Annotated in this window: 16 protein-coding genes; 11 read left to right on the top strand and 5 right to left on the bottom strand. The window is 50.3% G+C overall.

Annotated features, from left to right (window positions below; all coding sequences use genetic code 11):
- The first annotated feature begins 328 nt into the window (after positions 1-328).
- Positions 329-1414: an FUSC family protein gene (locus FS806_RS09025; RefSeq protein ID WP_144934761.1), complete on the top strand. Its 1086-nt coding sequence runs from the start codon at positions 329-331 to the stop codon at positions 1412-1414.
- A gap of 12 nt (positions 1415-1426) precedes the next feature.
- Positions 1427-2776, top strand: coding sequence for an ergothioneine biosynthesis protein EgtB (gene egtB / locus FS806_RS09020; protein WP_260982034.1), 1350 nt, complete (start codon positions 1427-1429; stop codon positions 2774-2776).
- Positions 2777-2828: 52 nt separating this feature from the next.
- On the opposite strand, the gene FS806_RS09015 is transcribed toward egtB, so the two are convergent.
- On the bottom strand, positions 2829-3272 hold the full coding sequence (locus FS806_RS09015; RefSeq protein ID WP_144934755.1) for a hypothetical protein: 444 nt from the start codon (positions 3270-3272) through the stop codon (positions 2829-2831).
- Positions 3273-3383: 111 nt separating this feature from the next.
- Positions 3384-3827: a GreA/GreB family elongation factor gene (locus tag FS806_RS09010; protein WP_222126621.1), complete on the bottom strand. Its 444-nt coding sequence runs from the start codon at positions 3825-3827 to the stop codon at positions 3384-3386.
- 445 nt (positions 3828-4272) lie between these two features.
- Here FS806_RS09010 and FS806_RS09005 point away from each other — a divergent pair, with 445 nt between their 5' ends.
- From FS806_RS09005 to FS806_RS08965, 9 genes are all read left to right on the top strand, one after another.
- Positions 4273-6630, top strand: coding sequence for a helix-turn-helix domain-containing protein (locus FS806_RS09005; RefSeq protein WP_186328288.1), 2358 nt, complete (start codon positions 4273-4275; stop codon positions 6628-6630).
- 484 nt (positions 6631-7114) lie between these two features.
- The gene (locus FS806_RS09000) at positions 7115-8092 is read left to right on the top strand and encodes an ABC transporter permease (RefSeq protein ID WP_144934745.1); all 978 of its coding nucleotides are present in this window, start codon (positions 7115-7117) and stop codon (positions 8090-8092) included.
- Positions 8093-8106: 14 nt separating this feature from the next.
- A complete protein-coding gene (locus tag FS806_RS08995; RefSeq protein WP_144934742.1) occupies positions 8107-8991 on the top strand; it encodes a carbohydrate ABC transporter permease in 885 nt (294 codons plus the stop codon).
- Between the two features lie 151 nt (positions 8992-9142).
- Positions 9143-10669 (top strand): ABC transporter substrate-binding protein, encoded by a 1527-nt coding sequence (locus FS806_RS08990; protein ID WP_144934739.1) that lies wholly within the window; start codon positions 9143-9145, stop codon positions 10667-10669.
- Between the two features lie 314 nt (positions 10670-10983).
- On the top strand, positions 10984-12663 hold the full coding sequence (locus FS806_RS08985) for a cache domain-containing sensor histidine kinase (RefSeq protein ID WP_186328287.1): 1680 nt from the start codon (positions 10984-10986) through the stop codon (positions 12661-12663).
- The gene (locus FS806_RS08980) at positions 12656-13411 is read left to right on the top strand and encodes a response regulator transcription factor (RefSeq protein WP_186328286.1); all 756 of its coding nucleotides are present in this window, start codon (positions 12656-12658) and stop codon (positions 13409-13411) included. The genes FS806_RS08985 and FS806_RS08980 overlap by 8 nt, the downstream gene beginning before the upstream one ends.
- Before the next feature lie 122 nt (positions 13412-13533).
- Positions 13534-15132 (top strand): extracellular solute-binding protein, encoded by a 1599-nt coding sequence (locus FS806_RS08975; RefSeq protein ID WP_186328285.1) that lies wholly within the window; start codon positions 13534-13536, stop codon positions 15130-15132.
- A gap of 65 nt (positions 15133-15197) precedes the next feature.
- The gene (locus FS806_RS08970; protein WP_144934728.1) at positions 15198-16118 is read left to right on the top strand and encodes an ABC transporter permease; all 921 of its coding nucleotides are present in this window, start codon (positions 15198-15200) and stop codon (positions 16116-16118) included.
- Between the two features lie 16 nt (positions 16119-16134).
- Entirely contained in the window at positions 16135-17016 is an 882-nt protein-coding gene (locus FS806_RS08965; protein WP_144934725.1) for a carbohydrate ABC transporter permease, read from the top strand.
- Between the two features lie 608 nt (positions 17017-17624).
- On the opposite strand, the gene serS is transcribed toward FS806_RS08965, so the two are convergent.
- From serS to FS806_RS26095, 3 genes are all read right to left on the bottom strand, one after another.
- Positions 17625-18923 carry a serine--tRNA ligase gene (gene serS / locus FS806_RS08960; RefSeq protein ID WP_144934782.1) on the bottom strand — a complete coding sequence of 433 codons (1299 nt, stop codon included), beginning with the start codon at positions 18921-18923 and terminating at the stop codon, positions 17625-17627.
- Positions 18924-19355: 432 nt separating this feature from the next.
- Positions 19356-20792 carry an NAD-dependent succinate-semialdehyde dehydrogenase gene (locus tag FS806_RS08955; protein ID WP_144934721.1) on the bottom strand — a complete coding sequence of 479 codons (1437 nt, stop codon included), beginning with the start codon at positions 20790-20792 and terminating at the stop codon, positions 19356-19358.
- Positions 20782-20943, bottom strand: a complete 162-nt coding sequence (locus FS806_RS26095; protein WP_222126620.1) for a hypothetical protein — start codon at positions 20941-20943, stop codon at positions 20782-20784. Before FS806_RS26095 ends, FS806_RS08955 begins: the two co-directional genes overlap by 11 nt.
- Between the last annotated feature and the right edge of the window lie 12 nt (positions 20944-20955).

The following is a 20955-nucleotide window of genomic DNA, read 5'->3' as shown; positions in this document are numbered from 1 at the left end:
TGTTTGGGGGTGAAACAATAGAAGACCCTAGCTAGGAAGCTAGAGTCTGCAACGGAATGTGAATTCCGAGAAGCTTAAGTAATACAAAGGAGGGGCATAAGTGTCTTTCCCTAACCCGGGATACCCAGGGAAGGAGATACGTACCATAGTCCCGGTGTTCTGCGGGAGGCGCTGATGCCTGCGAGGATCCCGACTTATCTATCAGGAAAAGTAACCCCTTTCAAGGTCCCGGTATGCGGGACGAAGGACGCTATGCCTAAAGCCCCTTTTGCCAAATGCACTCCAAACCGTGTAATATGAGGAGAGACGAATCAAGGAGGCAAGCTTGATGGAACTGGGGGCGCGGGTGCTTAAAACCGGTGTAGCGGTTACTCTTGCTCTATACATCTGTGCGCTGTTAGGTCTGACCCCGGCGATAATCGGGGCGGTTGCGGCTATATTTACGATGCAGCCCTCGATCTACCGGTCCTGGAGGCATATTCTGGATCAGGTGCAGACGAATGTGCTGGGTGCCGGACTTGCTCTTTTGGCAGGAATGTTCTTTAGCAACGAACCGATAGCAATCGGTTTGATTTGTATTGTCGTGATTATGGTTTGCATAAAGCTGAAGATGGAGTCGACGATAGGCTTGACGCTGGTGACCGTTATAGCGGTGATGGACGTTGCGGGTGACGCATCTGTTCACTGGCTGTTCGCCGTCAATCGTTTTCTGGTGATTATGATCGGGATCGGCTCGGCCTTTCTCGTCAATATCGCCTTTTTTCCGCCACAGCATGAGAAGCATTTTCTCAAGCAGGTTCGATTTGTATTTGGCCAGCTTTCGCTCCTGCTGCGCACCTCCATCTCTGTGGAGATGAAGGAATCGGTGTTTAAGAAGCAGCGGGAAGAACTGCTTAAGGCGCTTCATAAGCTGGAGGACATCTACGAGATGTTCGAGGAAGAGCGCAAGAAGCTGGGGAAGCGTGGGAAGCGCACGCTCAGCGGGGTCCGTCTGCTCGTCGTTTATAAGCAAATGCTTAGAACATTGAGAAAAGGCTTGGACGTTCAAGAGACCGTCGGCCGTTACTATTTCCATGCCGACGATGGCAGGATGGATGACCGGTTTGACCGGCAATTGGAGGAGCTTATTAAGCATCACGAGCTCGTGCTGTTGAAATTTGAAGGCAAGCTGAAAGCGCACGGAACGGTTCCGAACCGGTCGGAAGAGAGCAGCGAGGCCTTTTTACAGGAAATGATGAGAAACCGAACATTGGATGAAGAGCACTCCTCCCGATTAATTCTCGTGGCCGCAACCATATATGATTACGGCTGTCAGATTACGAGGCTTGATCGGGTGGTCAACAATTATTTGGACAAGAACCAGTCGGGCCGCTCTAATCGGCCTAACCGGCGGAGGACTGCAGAGCGGGCATGATTACGGATGGGGTTGGACGGTTTTCTTGGAACGGAGGAAATCGTCGGCACCGGAACCGATAGGAGGATGATTATGGAATACGCCCAACGGACTGAGGCGGGCTTGTCACCCGGAAGATGGCTGCAGGAACGGTATAGAGATGTTCGGGAAACTACGGAACGGCTGGCCGACCCGCTGGAAGCGGAGGACTATGTGGTACAAGCCATGGAGGATGTATGTCCTCCCAAGTGGCATCTGGCGCATACGACCTGGTTTCTGGAGGCGGCCGTGCTGCAAAGATACGCCCCACGTTACGAATGGTACGACCATAATTACGCAGCTTTGTTTGCCTCCGGCGAATTCGGCGGGGAGTTTCATGCTTCCGCGCCGCGCGGTGTCGGCTTGCGGCCGACCATTGAGGAAATTTACAGATACCGCAGACATGTGGATGAAAGAATACTGGAGCTGCTGGAAAATGCCGACGAGGAGCAGCTCTCCCGGGTAACCCCTTATTTTGAGCTGAGCTTAAATCATGAACTGCAGCACCAGGAACAGCTTGTGGCGGATATCAAATACAATTACTTTGCCGATCCGCTTAAGCCCGTCTATCGTGAGCGCAAGGAAAGCGGACTACATGTGCTTCCCTATTTGACCTGGCACAAGTTTGCGGAAGGTCAGGCCGAAATCGGCCATCAGGGCCCCGGCTTCGCCTTTGACAACGAGATGCCGAGACATAAAGTATGGATCGGGGGCTTTCGGTTAGCCTCCCAGCCGGTTACGAACGGGGAATATCTGCAATTTGTGGAAGACGGCGGTTACAGACAGCCCCGGCTTTGGCTCGCGGAAGGCTGGAACTGCGTGCAAAAATACGGCTGGGAAGCGCCGCTTTATTGGGAGAAAAGGGACGGCAACTGGTGGTATTATACATTGTCCGGCATGAGAGAGCTGGAGCTGGACGAGCCCGTTTGTCATGTGAGCTATTATGAGGCGGACGCATACGCTCGTTGGGCAGGCAGACGGCTGCCGACAGAGGCGGAATGGGAGGTAGCCTTCTCAGCGATCCGGCCTGAGGGCAACTTTGCGGAGTCCGGCTGGTTCCATCCGGCCCCATCCGGAAGCTCGCATGGAGAACTGCTGCTGCAAGGATATGGGGATATCTGGGAATGGACGATGAGCCCATATTTGCCGTATCCCGGCAATAGACGGACCGAAGGTCCGTTCGGGGAATACCATGGGAAATATATGAGCAACCGAATGGTTTTGCGCGGAGGTTCCTGCATTACGCCGCGAGGCCTTATTCGTCCGACCACTCGACATTACCTGCTGCCGGAGAAAAGATGGCAGTTCAGCGGCATCCGGCTCGCGGACGATTTGGAGGAGTAACCCTTGAGCAAACGCCACGACAAGTGGCGTTTTTTTGATCCACCCGATTGGCTTATAAAAGGATCGCCTTTCCTCTCTTCCCTTTCAGATAACGGTCTATCCAGGCATAGAGTAAACCGGCCAGGCCAAAAATCAAAATGGCACTGTTCAAGTTTAAATTATATCCTTCTATAAAGTAACCATCGTGCCAGCCATATAATTTCTTAAAAATTAACATCCCGCCAATTCCGCCTGCCACGGAAAAGATGATGGCCCTTCCAATAAAAGGAATGAATAACTTGCTTAATATTATAGTTAGGGGCAAAAAGGATACGGGATATAAAAGAAAGGCGAACGGCATCACAACGAGAAAATAAATTAAGCCCAAATCAAGCAGTCCCATATACTCTGTTGTCGTGATTTTATTGCCTTCCACCAATTCCAAACTAAAGGTTGCAAAAATAAACAATATCATAAAAGGAATCCACATAATGAAGGAATGCTTAAACCATTTCATCTGAATACCCCGCATATAAAAATGAATTAGTCAAGCTTGGAAAACCGTACTTTGATTAGTGAGCGGACACTGAAAACTATCTGGAGAAGGCGATAGTCCTCCTTTGCCCCCTCACACATCCCCTTCAAAACGGATATCGGCAATGACCGTATCGGTTCCTTCACACTGGGCGGGAAGCCGGACGGTTTCGTGGAGTGAAGCCAACAGCAGCCGCATTCCGATGGGGGAAAGAAAGGACAGGCGCCCCGAATCCGGATCCGCGTCCTGGGGGAAGCAAATTTTGTAGGTTTTCGTCTCTGCCGGCTGCTGCAAAGTGACCGTGCTTCCGATCAGCACTTTGTCGGGCAAGCAGGGAGATTCCCCCGCAAGCCCGGACACAATGTGCTCCAGCTCCGCTACGTAATGCTCCATCCAGGCAGCGGTGGATGAACGTTCCTCGGGCTCCGTGCAATAGGCCGGGAAGTAGGTATCCAGAACATTAAGCTGCTGCTCGTCAAAAAAAAGAAGCTGTCGGATCAAGCTTGTCCGAATTTGCTCCACGGTTTGGCCGTCCATCGATAAACTCGGCGTGAAAAACCCGTGCCTGCCAGGCATACGAGGAAACGCCTCTCCTTTCTAAAATATTTTAAAGAGTGCATATCTTCTTCTATATTGAATTACCCGGAACCGGATCTAGTGATTCACCAATCAAGCGCCAAAGAGGCGTACAGCCTGCGTTTTTTTTCATCATACCACCTTTTGATATTCTGGTCGATAGTCCCGTTATTTGAAAAATATCAGGTGCAATAGTCTCGTTGTTGCGCCTTGTTTCGAGTTATTCCGCGCGAATATCTTCCCGCGGCTGATAGGAATATGGTAAACTGCAAGAGGGTCCTGCCAACGGATGGCGGGGGCCCTTAAGTTTTGTCTGATTTCAAATTATACTGACCGTTTCATGTCTGACTAAGCATCATGTTCGGGCTTAACGTTTTCAGTGATAATGGTCGCGGAGGGAATTGCCGTGAACATCATTCGTTTGTACCGATCCCGAAAATATTTGCGCCGGATTTTGCTGGCGGTGCTCACCATTCCTTTCGTTTTGGTGACGATTTTCTCTATGATTTTGTATATGAATTCCCGGGATACCGCTCTGAAAATTCAATCTGAAGCCGATCGGAAAATATTGGCGCAGATTAACTATAATATTATGTCCATGAATGAAATGGTGGAGAATCTGGCCAAATCCGTTTATTTGGATACCGATATGGTAGCTTTGTTATACGGGCGGGATGAGAACATCTTCGAGCTGCCCTCCAAGATGCTGAAGCTGGAGAAGCTGGTTTCTTCCACCTCCTTTTTGCATTCGATTATTATCTATAACGCTAATACGGGAAAATATTATTCGACGGATTCCTTGTTCCAGCAGAATGCCAATGGGGAGAGAGAACGGCTCGATCGGTTCCTGCATACGAGCGATTCCATCAGCCGCCTTCAGCTCATTCCTATAAGCTACGACCAGGATTCCAGCACGGAAGGCAACGTATCCAGCATCGATTTGTTCGGCTATTTAATGTACGGTTCGGAAGAATCCCCGGCGGACCACTCCTCCAGCATGGTTATCCTGGCCGTCAAGCCGGAATGGCTGTTCGATAATCTGCAGATGCTGAACGGATTAAGCGGCTACGGGGAGAACAGCATTGTGATCGTCAACGGCAAGGGCGAATATTATACCCGCAATCAACTTCCGCCGGCAATCGATCCGGATGAATTGGAGGAAGCCCTGCTGACCGATCAGCCGGGGAGCTTCGGGCAATTTGTCCGCAAGATCCAGGACAGCTCCCACCTGGTCAGCTACATGCATACGGACGTATACGGCTGGACCATTGTCAGCATACGGCCCTATGAGGCTGTGCTCGGCAGCATTTATCAAATGCGCGGGCATTTCATCCTCATCACCGTTCTTTTCCTGCTGCTATCGCTCATTGCCGCGTTTCCGGTTTCAAGGAAGCTCTACGGGCCTCTGGAGAACATTCTGAAGCAATTAAAGCAGGTTCCGCAGTCGATGTTTGCCGGAATGCGGACGGGGGTCCAGGACGAGATGAAGTATCTTTCTCAACTGCATACCCATGTTTTCCGGAAAATGGATGAGTATGAACGGGACCGGGATGCCAAACGATCGATCGTTATCAACTATCAACTGCGGAAGCTTATCCTGGACAGCACGGCCGAGAATGAGCAAACCTTCCGGCAATGGATCGCCGACGGCCGGCTTCGAATTGCCGAGTCCGGGCCTTATGTGCTTATCGTAATGAAAATCGACGATTACAAGCAATATATGCAGTTGTCTTCCGCCGACAGAAGGCTGCTCTCGTTCGCGGTCGGCAATATTTCGGAAGAATTGCTGTCGGTTCTGGCGCCGGTGGAATTCGTGGATATGAAGAACGATCAATTCACCCTGCTCGTCAGTGGGGCGGGAATGGAGCCGGAGCTTATGGACAGGCTGGTCCCTGTTCTCGAAGAGGTTCAAGAGACCCTGTACCGGCTGTACCGTTTGTCTCTGACCGTGGCGATAAGCCAGCCTGCCGCCGATTATAGGGAGTGGACTTCGCGGTATGGGGAAGCTTTGCGCAGTTCGGCCTACCGGATGGTATTCGGCAAGCGCTCAGTAGTCACTCCGGAGCGGATCAGGGAGAAGGCGGGCAGCGATACCTTCCCGAATACGGCCGAATTGGAGAAGAGGCTTGCGGAAAACCTGAAGGCCGCGCGAACGGAAGCTCTTGCCGCCGATTTGGATGAGCTGCTGAACCAGGCGGCCCGCTCCAACATCGAGAACATCCAGCACTGGATTCTTCACCTTCTAGTTGTCATTCGCGGCACAATTATGGAGATTAACAATAACCGTCTGCTTCCCGTCGATATGGACTGGCAGGACGGATATCGCCGGGTGCTCGAGGCCGAAACACTGGAGGAAGTCCGGGACCAGTTCCTTAAGATGTTCGCCAATCTGGAGGAGCATCGGCAATCCTCCAGTGAGGAGAAGAAGGATGCGCTGGTGGATACGATTTGCGAACTGATAGATACCCACTATATGGATATGGATCTCAGCCTGCAGAGCATCTCCTCCATGCTTAAGATGTCATCGGCGTACGTCGGGAGGCTGTTCAAAGCCAATACTTCCGTCACCGTAACGGAGTATATCCATAACGTGAGGCTGAATAAGGCTCTGGAACTGCTGGAAGGGGAAGATTACAGCATCAAAGAAGTGATGGAGCGTGTCGGGTATCGTACCCAAAGTCACTTCTTCAAGCTGTTCAAAAGCAAATACGGAACGACACCCCGGGAATACCGCTTGAAGAGAAGTCTGCCCGGGCACCATTGAAGCCGTTTCCGTTAAATAGAATAAGGAGCCGTCCGGACATTTCGCCGGACGGCTGTTTCCGGTTTCCAAGGTTTGATCAGGGGGCCGAATCAACATTAAAGGCTGAACATCTTCAGCCTTTTTTTGATTGGTTTCGGGGCTCCCCGCAAAGTACCCGGAATACGGTTCGAAGGCTGTGCGTCACTTTGTGGGGTATTTTTTCGGGGCTCCCCGCAAAGTACCCGGAATACGCTTCGAAGGCTGTGCGTCACTTTGTGGGGTATTTATCCGGGGCTGATTTGCTGCGCTAACGGTATATGACAAGCCGGTAAATTCCCTTGATATAGCTGGCTTTAAGCCCTTAATTGTTGCAATTGAGCAGTAAAGTACAAAATGAGCAGTCGTCTTCAGAACAAAAGTACGATCTTTCCAGTTTCGTTTTTCGGGCGGCTCCGATATAGTTCGTACAGAAGCTGAAATTTTGCTTATGACTTGGGGTGAAATTATGGATAAACCAACATCAGGCGGAACGCCGCAAGCGGTACCCATGCGTTCCCGACCCCGCGGCAAGCTGGCCCGAGAGTGGGAGCAGTTCAAGAGAAATAAAGAACTGTTTTTTCTTTCCTTGCCCGGAGTTCTAATCAAGCTTGTGATCAATTATTTGCCGCTCATCGGCTTGATCGTTGCTTTTAAACAGTATCGCTTTGATCTCGGGATTTTTGGAAGCGAATGGAACGGCTTAAACAATTTCAAATTTTTCTTCTCCTCGGAGGCCGCCTTCCAAATTACCCGGAATACGGTTCTCTATAATCTCGGGTTCATCATTATTACAACCACGGCCGCACTTATTCTCGCCGTGCTGATGAACGAGGTGTCCGGACGGTTTGTGAAAGTGTACCAAACGGCTTTGTTCTTCCCGTATTTCTTGTCCTGGGTAGTTGTCGGATACATTACCCTGGCTTTTCTGGAGCATGAGAAAGGGTTCCTGTACCATCTGTTCCTATCCTTCGGGTGGGATCCGGTCCAATGGTATCAGGAGGCGGACAAATGGCCGTATCTGCTTAACGGAGTCCAGCTGTGGAAGGCGGTAGGCTTCTCCACGCTCATCTATTATGCGGGCATTATAGGTATCAATCCCACCTATTATGAGGCGGCGAAAATCGATGGGGCCTCCAAGTTCCAGATGGTCTTCCGCATTACGCTGCCGCTGCTGACGCCGCTCATTATCATTTTGTTTATAATCGCCGTAGGCGGGATGTTCCGGGCCGATTTCGGACTGTTCTATTTCATTCCGAACAACTCCAGCTTCCTGTATACGACGACCGATGTTATCGACACTTATGTTTATCGTTCGCTGCGTGATCTAGGCGATGTTGGAATGAGCGCCGCCGTTGGTCTGTATCAATCCGTCGTCGGTTTTATTCTCGTACTGTCGACCAACTATATCATCAAAAAAATCAACAGCGAAAACGCATTGTGGTAGAGGGGGGCTCGTGAATGTCGACTGACAACCCGAAATGGGCACAAGGAATCATACATTTGTTTTTTATCATCATTACCTTGTGCATGGTGGTGCCGCTCCTGCTTGTTGTCTCTATTTCATTCTCGGATGAAGAAGCTTTGATTCGCGGCGGCTATAAGCTGTTTCCCGAGCAGTTCAGCTTGACGGCCTATCAAACCGTCTTTAAATACCCGGCGCAGCTTCTTATGTCTTACGGCGTGACGATTTTCGTCACGGTCGTAGGTACGGCCGCGGGCTTGCTGCTGACCGCGATGATCGGTTATACGATTTCCCGCCGGGATTACCGTTACCGCCGGATTACGACGTTCTATGTGTTCTTCACCATGCTGTTTAGCGGCGGGCTCGTCCCGTTCTATATTATGATGACGAAGTACCTGCAGTTGAAAGACACGATATGGGTGCTGATCATTCCATACTTGCTTAATCCGTTCTATGTCATGATCATGAAGGGATTCATGGACAAGATGCCGCTCGAAGTGATCGAATCGGCCAAAATCGACGGGGCCAACGAATGGAAAATATTTTTCCGAATTATTCTGCCGTTGGCTACACCGGCGCTGGCTACCGTGGGGCTCTTTATCGGCTTCACCTACTGGAACGACTGGTGGCTGGGTCTGCTGTTCATCGACGACGAGAAGCTGGTGCCTCTGCAGCTGCTGCTGTATCGGACGATGAATTCGATCGAGTTCTTTGCAACGAATGCCCAATACATCAGCGGCAATATCGATTTGTCCCAATTCCCCAGCCTGTCCACACGGATGGCCTTGGCGCTTCTTGGAGCCGGTCCTATGCTCTTCGTCTTCCCTTTCTGTCAGAAATACTTTGTCAAAGGGATGACGGTCGGATCGTTGAAGGAGTAATGTTTCGAGGATGCTTTAAGTAACCGTACGGGAAGCAGGAGCGGAGTCCGCGACAAGCCAAGGAGGTGATGATCGGAGACCGGATTCCGCTCGCAAGCTTCACTTTCCCAAACGGTATAAAAATATATAATTATTCAAGGAGGTCATAAGTATGTCTAACAGAAATAAATGGACTTCGGGATTGACTTTGCTGCTCTCCTCGGCTCTTGTGTTGAGTGCATGCGGAGGCGGAAAGCAGGAAGGAGGGGCTTCTTCTGGAACGGGCTCCGATTCTTCGGACCAGGAATTGAAACCGGTTGAATTGAGCTGGTACTATCCCCAATGGAGCACCCAGCCGGATCTTAAATCGGTAGAGGACGCCGTGAATAAAATTACTCAGGAAAAAATTAATGCCACCATCCGCATGAAGCCGATTGATGGCGGCAGCTATGGACAAAAGCTGAACACGATGGTCGCATCGAACGAGAAGTTCGATATTGCCTGGACATCGTTCTGGATGTTCGACTATGCGCAGAATGCCCGGAAGGGAGCTTTTACCGAGCTTGACGACAGCATGCTGGACAAATATGCTCCGAATTTAAGGAAGGCGCTTCCGGATGTCGTCTGGCAGGCACTGAAGGTGGATGGCAAAACCTACGGCATTCTCAACTACCAGACGATTACGAACAGAGAAGGGTTCTTGATTCAGAAGAAATATGTCGACAAGTACGGCATCGATCCCGAAGCTATTAAAGAAGTGAAGGATATGGAGCCGTTCTTCGAGAAAATCAAGGCAGACGAGCCGGGAACGATTCCTTTCTCCATGACGCGCGGCGGCAAATTTGAAGTAATGAAAACATCCTTCAACAATCTGGAGTTTATCTCCAACCAAGCGCTCATTGGCATTTATCGCGACGACGCTGATCTGCGTGTCGTGGACATCGCGACGACACCGGAGTACAAAGAATATCTCGAATTGATGCACAGCTGGTATAAGAAAGGGCTGATCAATCAGGACGCCCCGATGCTCAAGAGCGACAAAGAAAACCTGAAGGTAGGCAAAGTGGCTTCCTTCTTCCATAACGTGCTGAAACCGGGTCGGGAGCAGGAGGAGAAGACGTCATTCGGCGGCAACGATGTAGTGGCGATTCCAATTACGGAGCCGTTCGTCGGAACGAATACGATCATCCAATCCATGCAGGCCATCAGCAAAACATCGGCCAATCCGGAAAGGGCGCTGATGTTCCTGGATCTGCTTAATTCCGATCCGGAGCTGCTGAATCTCGTCGCCTTCGGAATCGAGGGCAAGCACTATACGAAAGTGAACGAGAATACAGTTAAACCGATTCCTGACGGCGGGTACGATCCTAACCAAACCTGGGTGTTCGGGAACGGATTTATCGCCTACCTGAGGGAAGGACAAGAACAGGCGATTCGCGACCAGACGCTGAAGGAGAACGAGGCTGCCCAGCCGTCCCCGATACTCGGATTTACCTTCGATCCTCAGTCGGTGTTGACGGAGATCGCCAACATCCAGGCAGTAGCCGATCAGTTCGGACCTCCTCTGAATACGGGTGCGGTAGATCCGAATGAGAAGCTGGAGGAATTCATCAGCAAGCGTAAAACCGCCGGCATCGACAAGGTCATAGAGGAAGTTCAGAAGCAGCTCGACGAGTGGAAAAAGCAGAACAAACAATAAGGCGATAAGCAAAGCATAGCCTCAAGCAAGCAAGGGTAGTACCACACCGCAGTCGGCGGACAACCGCCGCTGCGGTTTTTTCATCGCAACGGGGTGAAAAAGAGGAAGACTCCCCAGTTCCCTAAATGAAAGTCATCCTGACCACACCATGGACAATAGTCGCGCTGTCTGGCGTATAATGACTACCCGGCAGTGACGGGATTATGGTAAACTTCATGCAGGTCCCCCTTCCAAATCGTGGGAAGCGGGGCTTTTTTACCGTATTATAAAAATTTGCGGCTCCCATCAATTCAATGCAATGGAGTGGAAGCAACATGAGAGGCATGAAGCCATTGTCGGTTAAGCAGAAATTAACCCTTTATTTTATAGTGTTCTTCTGCTTGCCGTTTCTACTGATTGGATTTATATGGAATTTCGAATCGACCAGGACGATCGAACAAAGTGCAATTTATTTTAACGAGCAGTTGGTCCAGCGGTTGAACAATCAATTGGACGATTATTTTAGAGAAATCAAAGAGGATACGCAGAATCTCCCGGGCCATCCGTTGATTCAACAGTTTATAAAGCTGGACCCAAACAATTCCTATGAAATGTATCAGATCAAAAAACGGATTAGTGATGAATTATACCCGGATATTAATTATAAGCGCAAAGATATCGTTTCTTTTCACATGTATTCTGTCAAAGGAGGCGTTTTTGGGGAGTCCGCTCGCTACAATCTGGATAAAAAAATTGTTGACCATTTGCAGGAAAGCAGTTTTATTATAAACGGCATTGTAAGCACGAACTGGAGTGTAGTGCCGGCTTTTGTTACGGTTTCCCGCCTCATATATGACAATGTCACGTATCAGCCTGCCGGTGTTATAGTGTTCGTATTAAAGATGGATCCGCTATTATCCATTGCAGATGTAGAAACATTCGGCAAGGAAGGCTATATTACTATAGTTGATGCCGAGAACCGTTATATGTATCATCCGGATAAAGCAAAATGGGGGGAAACCATTTCAGAAGAACGATTGGCTAAATTAACATCTCCGCGAGGGCAATTTGTCGAGCATTCGAGCAATGGGAAGAAGAACATTGTTTATAACGTCTCCCGCTTTACTAAGCTGACCATAATATCCGAAGTATCACTAAAACATTTGATTGGAAATTTGGCGGATTTAAGGACGATTACTCTGTTGATCGCCGCCGTTATTTTAGTCTTGGCCTTTATTAACTTCAATAAGATGCTTCTCGAAGTTAAACGGCTTGTAGAAGTCATTCATATCTCCCGGTTGAAGGAAAAGGAGAGCGAGCTTAAGCATAGAGATGCGACTCTGCAGGCTCTTCAATCACAAATCAATCCTCATTTCTTATACAATACATTGGAAGTCATTAACTCCCTTGCCGTTATTGCCAGAAATCGCTCCATCAGCAGCATGACGGTGCGGCTCGCCAATCTGTTAAGATACAGAGTCGGAAACCCCCGGCAAATTATTCATCTGCGGGAAGAGATCGATCACGTAAGCAATTATATTAAAATACAGCAGGAACGTTATGAAAAGCTCGAATTCAGTCTGGAGATAGACGAGGAAATGCTGGATAGAGTGGCGTTGTTCCGCCTAACGATTCAGCCGATTGTGGAAAATTCATTCTTGCATGGATATGAAAATCATGGACTTCCTTCAACCGGGATATATATAACCGGAAAAGCCCATGAGGACTATTATTCCCTGATCGTTGCGGATAAAGGTCGCGGAATGAGCCCTGAATGGATGGCAAAATACAACGAAGCTTTCGAATCGGTTTCGGAGCAGCAAATGCTGGATGGCCGGGTCAAGTTATTCACGAATATTGGACTCTGGAATGTTCATAGCCGGTTGCGGCTAAGTTTCGGTGCTCCCTTCGGGTTGACGATCGTTCGTTCCGACGAGACGGGGACTGAAATAGAAATCAAGCTTCCATATTATTCTCATGCGAATCTTCAACAAAGAGGCGATAATCATGCTTAAAATTATGATCGCCGACGATGAGCGGCTGGTCAAAAAAAGTTTGCGGGTATTGATTGAAACGGAAAGCGAAGGCTTTGAAGTAGTGGCCGAGGCGGATAACGGGCTGGAAGCGCTCCGACTGGCAGAGCAATTCTCCCCGGATCTAATCATTACGGATATTCGTATGCCGAGTATGGATGGGCTCGAATTGATCCAACAGGTGGGAGCGCGCCGAATGAATGCCGAATTCATCATCATTTCGGGTTACAGCGATTTCGCGTATGCGCAATCTGCCCTGCGCTACGGGGTCACGGACTATATTCTTAAACCGGTCGATTCCGATTATTTTCTTACGGTTCTGCAGAACGTTCGAAACAAGCTGCAGGACAAGCTTCCAACCCATACGGATGCGCTCCGGCTGGAAATAGAAGACCATCACTATCAGTCCATGATTAAGGAAGCCTTGGCATTCTTGGAGCAGCATTATGCGGAGCCGGAATTTTCCGTGAAGGATGCTGCCGCTTATTTTGGAATCTCTTCCAATTACTTCAGCACGTTATTCAAGAAGCTTACCGGAATATCCTTCACACAGTGCTTGACCCAGCTTCGCATTGAACAGGCCAAGAAGCATCTGCAAAAACCATTCATTAAAGTGTACGAAATCGGTCAGCTTGTAGGCTATGAGGATTACACCCATTTCTCCAAAACGTTCAAGAAATTAACAGGATGTTCCCCCTCTGAATACAGGAAAAGGTGGAAGGAGCATTAGGCTAAGAGCAAAACCCATAACTTCGGTATTAATTCCATGTTCACTGGTTCGACGGGTTGCTACAATTATTTCTACAAGGGCCTTTGCGATAATAGATGACATGGGAGGGGCATACAGAAGATATGGGACGTCGATCGAAATATATGCTGGTTACCGGATTGCTATCCGCTATGACTGTAGTGGCGGCTTGCGGCGGAGGATCCAACGGCCAGGCGGAAGGCAATACACAAGCAGGCAAAGAAGTGCCGGAGGGCACAAGCGAGAAAAGAGAAATCAGCATTCTGCTGTCTCATAACAATTATCAATTCGCGTCCAGAGCGCCGGAAAGTGAGAAAGAGCTTTATTATAAAGAGCTCGAAAGATTATCGGGATACAAACTATCGTTTGAATTTTTAGGCCATGCGGACGACTACAGACAACAGCTGGCTCTCCGCTTCGCTTCAGGCGAATTGGCTGATCTCGTACGCACAGCGAGTATCGATTGGGATGTGCATGCGGGCGCCGTGGACCAGGGGGTCTTCCTGGAACTAGGTCCGTTAATTGACCAGTACGCTCCAAATTTAAAGAAAAGCATCCCGGAAGTAGCGTGGAACAGTCCCAAAGTTTCGAAAAACGGAAAAATATACGGGATTCCTTTATCCATCGGAGTGCCGGCCGACCGCATCATCATGTACCGCCAAGACTGGCTGGACAAACTGAATATGGAAGTGCCGGAGACGCTGGAAGATTTCTTGAAATTTGCCGAGGCTGTCAAACAGAACGATATGAACGGAGACGGAGACCCCAACAACGAATATGCGGTTTCCCTTACGGATAACTTGGCCTGGAACGATGTTTTCAGCGGATCGTTCGGAGTACGGCCAGGCGCATGGCATATGCGGGACGGTCGTCTGGAGCCGGATATCATTCAGCCGGAAATGAAAGAAGCGATCGCTTTTTATAAACAAATGTATGATGCCGGTTACATTCATAAAGATTTTATAACGAAAAAGCAAGCGGATCGCACAGGCGATGCCTACAAAGGGTTATATGGAACATGGGGAGCCGCAGTCTATCAGTACCCTGGAAACAGCAAGAAGGAGAACTACATTGATCAACCGGATGCCAAATTGACGATGGCCGCGCCGCCTAAAGGTCCGCGTGGAGAAAACTATCTGCAATTGGAGAACGACCAGATTTTTTTCGTGTTCGTCATTCCCTCTACTACGAAAAATCCGGAAGAAGTCATCAAGTTTCTGGAGTGGACCTACACGGACCCGGAAGCCGACAAGTTTTTTACCTACGGAATAAAAGATCATAACTATACAGAAGTAGACGGAAAAATTGTATTGGACCCGGAGGCGGAGGCTAACCAGGGAGGAACACTTGGTTTTGTCCGGGTTTCGCTCAATATGCGTGAATTAGGGGAAAACAGCGAGTCCGTTATTGCGATGCAGCCGGATAGCGATGTTTTAATGGCAGGCTACAAGCTATCGGAAGAAACAACCATTACGAATGATGCCCTGTACTTATCGAAACTGGACGCTTTTGACGGACGCCCAGAGCTGTCAGTAGGATTCTCGCCGGGCAATTTGTTCTATGATACGTTCGTCAAGATCGTTATGGGAAGAGAACCGCTTGATTCCGGATTTGATAATTTTGTAAAGGAATGGAAGAGCCGGGGCGGGGAAGCAGCGATTCAAGAAGCGACAGAATGGTATAACGAATTTCATAAAAAGTAATAGCTAGTAAAGGGAGGTCCTGGCCGAAGCAGAAAGTCGAGGCGGGGCTTCTTTTTATTTCCGTCATGAGAAAGGAGATTGGCAGATTGATTCGTAAACCTAAATCGTTGGATCCTTATGTATTATTCTTAATCGCACTCCCGGGCTTGCTGCATTTTATCGTTTTTAAGTATATTCCCATAGCCGGAAATGTAATCGCTTTTCAGGATTATAACTTATTCCAAGGTTTTATCCATAGCAAGTGGGTCGGGTTAAAGCATTTCATCTTTATGTTCGATTACCCTGAATTTGCCATGGTGTTTAGAAACTCGCTGAAGCTGGGCCTATACTCGATTCTGTTCGGGTTCCCGGCGCCGCTCATTCTAGCTCTGCTGCTGAATGAGATCAGAGTCAGTTGGTTTAAACGGACGACCCAAACGCTGCTCTACCTTCCGCATTTCTTGTCGTGGGTTATAGTAGGAGGAATTTTTACGGAAATTCTCGCCAACGGCGGAACTATAAATTCGTTGTTAAGCCGTTTTGGTTATGAACCTATTTCGTTCCTGACCGAACCGAAGTATTTTCTCGGCATTCTGATCTCGTCCGGTATTTGGAAAGAAGTCGGTTGGTCGACGATTATTTATTTAGCCGCGCTTACCGGCATTAATCCAAATCTATACGAAGCCGCGATGGTGGATGGAGCGGGACGGTGGCGCCAAATGTGGAGCATTACGCTGCCCTTGTTAGTGCCCGCCATAATCGTTCTGCTGATGCTTCGCATTGGGAATTTGTTAGATGCTAACGTGGAGCAGGTGCTGTTTTTCCTCAATCCGTTAGTCAGAGAAGTAGGAGAAGTGTTTGATACTTACGTGTATCGGGCCGGATTGGCGGGCGGACAGTACAGTTATACGACGGCGATAGGTATTTTCAAAGCGGTCATTGGCATCATCCTCGTCGTTACTCTCAACCAGTTCAGCAAGAAGACGACTGGCGAAAGCATATATTAGGAGGGAGGGATAGAACATGAACCTGCATAAATCGGAAAAATCGTTTCAATTTATAAACGGATTGTTTATGATCGTGCTCTGCTTAAGTATGATCGCTCCCATGATTCATTTGCTCGCCATTTCGTTAAGCAATCCTATCTATGCGGAGGCCAAGCTGGTTTACTTATGGCCTAAAGGATTTAATTTAGAGGTCTATAAAAAGCTTTTTCAAATGAATGACATGTGGCGGGCGATGGGGGTAAGTGTCTTTATAACGGTAATGGGGACCTTACTCTGCCTGTTGCTTACTTCTACTCTTGCATTTACATTGACCCGGCCGCAGATGCCGGGACGCAAATGGATTTTGCGGCTCATCCTGTTTACGTTCATCTTTCCGGTGCCTCTGATTCCGAGCTTTCTAGTTGTCAAGTCGCTGGGAATGATGGACACGTTATGGGCATTAATCGTGCCTGGGGCTCTGGGCGCTTACTTCATCTTTATTACGAAAACGTTCTTCCAGGGAATATCATCGGAATTGATCGATGCAGCCAAGATTGATGGAAGCGGTGAATTGGGTATTCTTACACGCATTATCCTTCCCTTATCCACGCCTGTTCTCGCCACCATTGCGTTGTTTCATGCGGTAGGCCAGTGGAATGCGTATTTCGGCGCTTTGATCTACATTCGATCGGTGCACTTGTATCCGCTGCAGTTAAAGCTGCGCAATATGGTACAGAACAGCGTGGCTGATTCCGGCTTGGACGGCGGCGGTTATCAGCTGGACACAAGCATGATGCAAACTCCGGAAATGATGAAAGCAGGCGCTATTATTTTTTCTACCATCCCCATCCTGCTTGTCTATCCATTTTTGCAAAAGTATTTTGTGAAGGGAGCTTTCCTGGGATCATTGAAAGAGTAGCGGCATTGAGCAGCCGGGGCAGAATAGGTACCCGTTGTGGCGCTATGACGTTCTACGATGGTCGACTGCAATGCAAGTGAAGCCCGCCGCGCAAGGTTTTGAGCACCTCGCGAGACACCCAGCGGCCGGTGATTGGCGTCGGATGACGTTGGCGGTCAACCACATGCCTAGCGGTGGCGATAAGGTAGCGCGGCTCATGGGCAGGGAAAGCTTTTGGCGGAAAGAGGGCTTTTGACTCAAAGACGAGCAAAAGTACATTTGAATCCGGCCTATATTCAAAAAAACCGCGAAAGACGCTCAAAAGTGCATGTCTTTTTGACAAAATGGAGCGATTTCTCCCGAAATCGCTCCGAAGACCTGCACAATTGCTTTAGAATAAGGCATGACGGCGCTTTTTCGTAAAAAGACCTGCACAATTGCTTTAGAATAGGGCGTGACGGCGTTTTTCCGAAAAAGACCTGCACAATTGCTTTAGAATAGGGCGTGACAGAGCTTTTTCGTAAAAAGACCTGCACAATTGCTTTAGAATAGGGCATCGCGCCGTTCGGGGCTTCATTCGACCGCCTAACAGTAGGCGACGCTAGGCGCGATATTTAGGCATGCGATGGTCATATTTTCCAAGTTGTCATGTTCGGCCGCAGCTCGCTGAGTCCATTCATATATTTGCGGAGCGCCTTGGGAAGGTAGACGCTGCCGTCCGCTCTTTGATGATTTTCCAAAAGCGGGATGAGAATGCGCGGCGAGGCAACCGCCGTATTGTTTAGGGTATGGCAGTAGCGCGCCTTCCCATCATCGTCGCGATACCGGATATTCGAGCGCCGCGCTTGGAAGTCCAGCAGGCTCGAGGACGAGTGTGTCTCCCCATAGCTGCCGCGGCTAGGCATCCACGATTCAATGTCGTACTGCTTATAATTTTTCTGGCTCATATCCCCGGTGCAAACAGCCACGACCCGGTACGGAATTTCCAGCAGATCCAATAAATCCTCCGCATTCTTCGTCAATTCCTCTAACAGCTGTTCCGAAAGCTCCGGATCGTTGCGGCATAGGATGACCTGCTCCACCTTGGCGAACTGATGAACGCGGTACAGCCCTCTGACATCTCTGCCTGCAGAGCCCGCCTCCTTACGGAAGCAGACCGAGACTCCGGCAAGCCGAATCGGCTCCGTCACATCGATAATCTCATCGCTGTAGTACGAAATGAGAGGAACCTCCGAGGTGCCGACCAGCCATTTGCCCTCCGATGGGATTTCGTAGGTCTGATCCTGACCGAGTGGAAAAAATCCCGTATTCCGCATCGTCTCCTCCCGGACGATAAGCGGTACGTCCATAACCGTGAAGCCGCGCTCCATCAGCAAATCAACGGCAAGCTGCTGAACGGCCCGATGCAGCAGAAGCCCCGCGCCTTTGAGAAAATAATTGCGGGTTCCCGCCACTTTAACCCCTCTGGGCAAGTCGAATAAATCCAGTTCTTCTCCAAGCGCGACATGGTCCTTCATTTCAAAGTCAAAAGCAGGAGGGCTTCCCACTCTTCTAAGCTCCACATTGTCCGCATCGGACAGGCCGTGCGGCGTATCGGGCGATACCGGATTCGGGACGAGCATCAGCAGCGATTGATACCGCCGGTCGAGCTCCGACCAGACGGCTTCCAGCTGCTTTAACTCGAGATTGATCTGTCTGACTTCCTCTTTCAACCGCTCTGCCTTCACTTGATCGCCTGCTTTCATGCAGACGGCGATTAGTTGGGAGCGTTCATTTCTTTCCTTCCGGTTATTTTCAAGTTCCAGCAGCTTTTGCAGCCTCTGGCGGTCTACGTCCAACAACTCGTCCAGGGAAAGCTTAATCCCTTTCTGGTCTGCGACTTGCTGAAGCTGGGCGGCATTGTCCCTAATGTAACGAATGTCCAACATCATTCATCTCTCCTTTCGAAAAAAAACAAAAAGCGCCCTCATCTTTTTGGGACGAGGAGCGCTGCTCGCGGTGCCACCCAACTTGACCGGCGTCCAGGGACGGCCGATCCGCTTGGTTCCGCGGTAACGGCGCGGGAGCCGGTTTACTTAGAGAGGACAAGAAGCGGCTTCTTGCAGCTAGCGGGTTGGCTTCTAGCGGCTAGGTGACAGCGGGTGAAGCCCGAATCTTCAAGCGAGTGGCTCGGCCTTAACGGCTTTGCCTTCGAGTGAAGCACTGCCCGACGCTCATAGATCTTGTCGCTCCGGTCATAAACGCCTCCGAGTTGGATGCTCTTCATTGGCATGATTCCGATCTTGAATTTTTTCTATTATATAGCATAACCAGTTTCCTTGACAATATAGCTAAGTAAAACGTCAGAAGACAGCCATAAATCATAGACCGATCGAAATATATTTCGTCTCCAAGTATTCTTCGATTCCTTCCCGGCCCCCTTCGCGGCCGAGCCCGCTTTCCTTGAACCCGCCGAATGGGGCTTGCGCGGTGGAAGGAGCTCCGTCATTGATGCCGACAATCCCGTATTCCAGTTGCTCGGCGGTCCGGATGGCACGGGTAATATTGGAAGTGAACAAATAGGCGGCCAGTCCGAACCGGGAGTCGTTAGCCTGGGCAATGGCCTCCTCGTCCGCTGTGAACCGGATTAAAGGGGCGACCGGACCAAACGTCTCCTCCTGCATAATCTTCATGTCCGGAGTCACCTCGCCGAGCAGGGTGGGCTCATAGAAGAAGCCGCGGGTCTGATCCGGTTGAACGGGCCGTCCGCCGGAAACGAGCCGGGCTCCTTTGGCAACGGCCTCCTCGACCTGCTCCTTCACTTTGTGCATAGCGTGCTCGTCAATTAAAGGGCCGATGCTTGTTCCCGGCTCCCGCCCGGAGCCAACCTTCAAAGCGGCGATCCGCTCCGCAAGCTCCCGCTCGAAAGCGTCATAGATGCCGTCCTGTACGTAAATCCGGTTAGCGCAGACGCAGGTTTGTCCGGCATTGCGGAACTTGGACGCGATCGTCTGCTCTGCGGCGAGCCGAAGGTCGGCATCGTCGTAGACGATCACCGGCGCATGGCCCCCCAGCTCGAGCGACACCGCCTTGACCGTATCGGCCGCACCTCGCATGATTTGCTTGCCGATTTCGGTCGAGCCGGTGAAGGTCACCTTGCGCACGCGGCTGTCCTGCATGAAAGCATCGCTGATCTCGCGGGCGTCGCCTGTGACCACGTTGAACACGCCGGCCGGCAAGCCCGCTTCCTCGGCGAGCTCGGCCAGCAGCAGCGCGGTCAGCGGCGTCTGGCTCGCCGGCTTGACGATGCAGGTGCAGCCGGAAGCGAGCGCGGGGGCCGCTTTGCGCGTGATCATCGCGGCGGGGAAGTTCCACGGAGTGATGGCGGCAACGACCCCGATCGGCTGGCGAAGAACGAGGATTCTCTTCGCCGAGCTTCTGGCCGGGATAGTTTCGCCATAGATCCGCTTCCCCTCCTCCGCGTACCAGCGCACGAAATCGGCCGCGTACTCCGCTTCCCCCCGCGCTTCCGCCAGCGGCTTGCCCTGCTCCATCGTCATCGTCTCGGCGATCCGCTCCCGGTTGTCCATCATGAGCTGATGCCAACGGAGGAGCAGCTCCGAGCGTTCGTAAGCGGAGCGGTCACTCCAGGCGGGGAACGCTTGGCTGGCGGCATCGACCGCGGTAGATGCGTCTGCGCGGCCGCCCCTGGGCACGGAGGCGACAATTTCCATCGTCGCCGGATCGGTTACTTCGATTGTGTCGCCTGTCATGGACGGAACCCACTGGCCTCCGATGTAATTTAGCTTATGTTCCATAGCGCAATTCCTCCAGGTTTAGGTTTCTTACCGCAATAGAATAAATGAGCTTATGCTCCCTGAACAGTATCTGATTGACGAGCAAGGAGTTTTCCCCCATCCAGCGTTTCAGCAGCGCTTTAACCGGGTAATCATCAGAGATTATGGACACCGCGCGAAGGGT

Source organism: Paenibacillus sp. 32O-W, assembly GCF_007679495.1.
Classification (GTDB): domain Bacteria; phylum Bacillota; class Bacilli; order Paenibacillales; family NBRC-103111; genus Paenibacillus_L; species Paenibacillus_L residui.
Note: the sequence above shows the minus strand (reverse complement) of the source record. Positions and strands in the feature narration are given on the sequence as shown.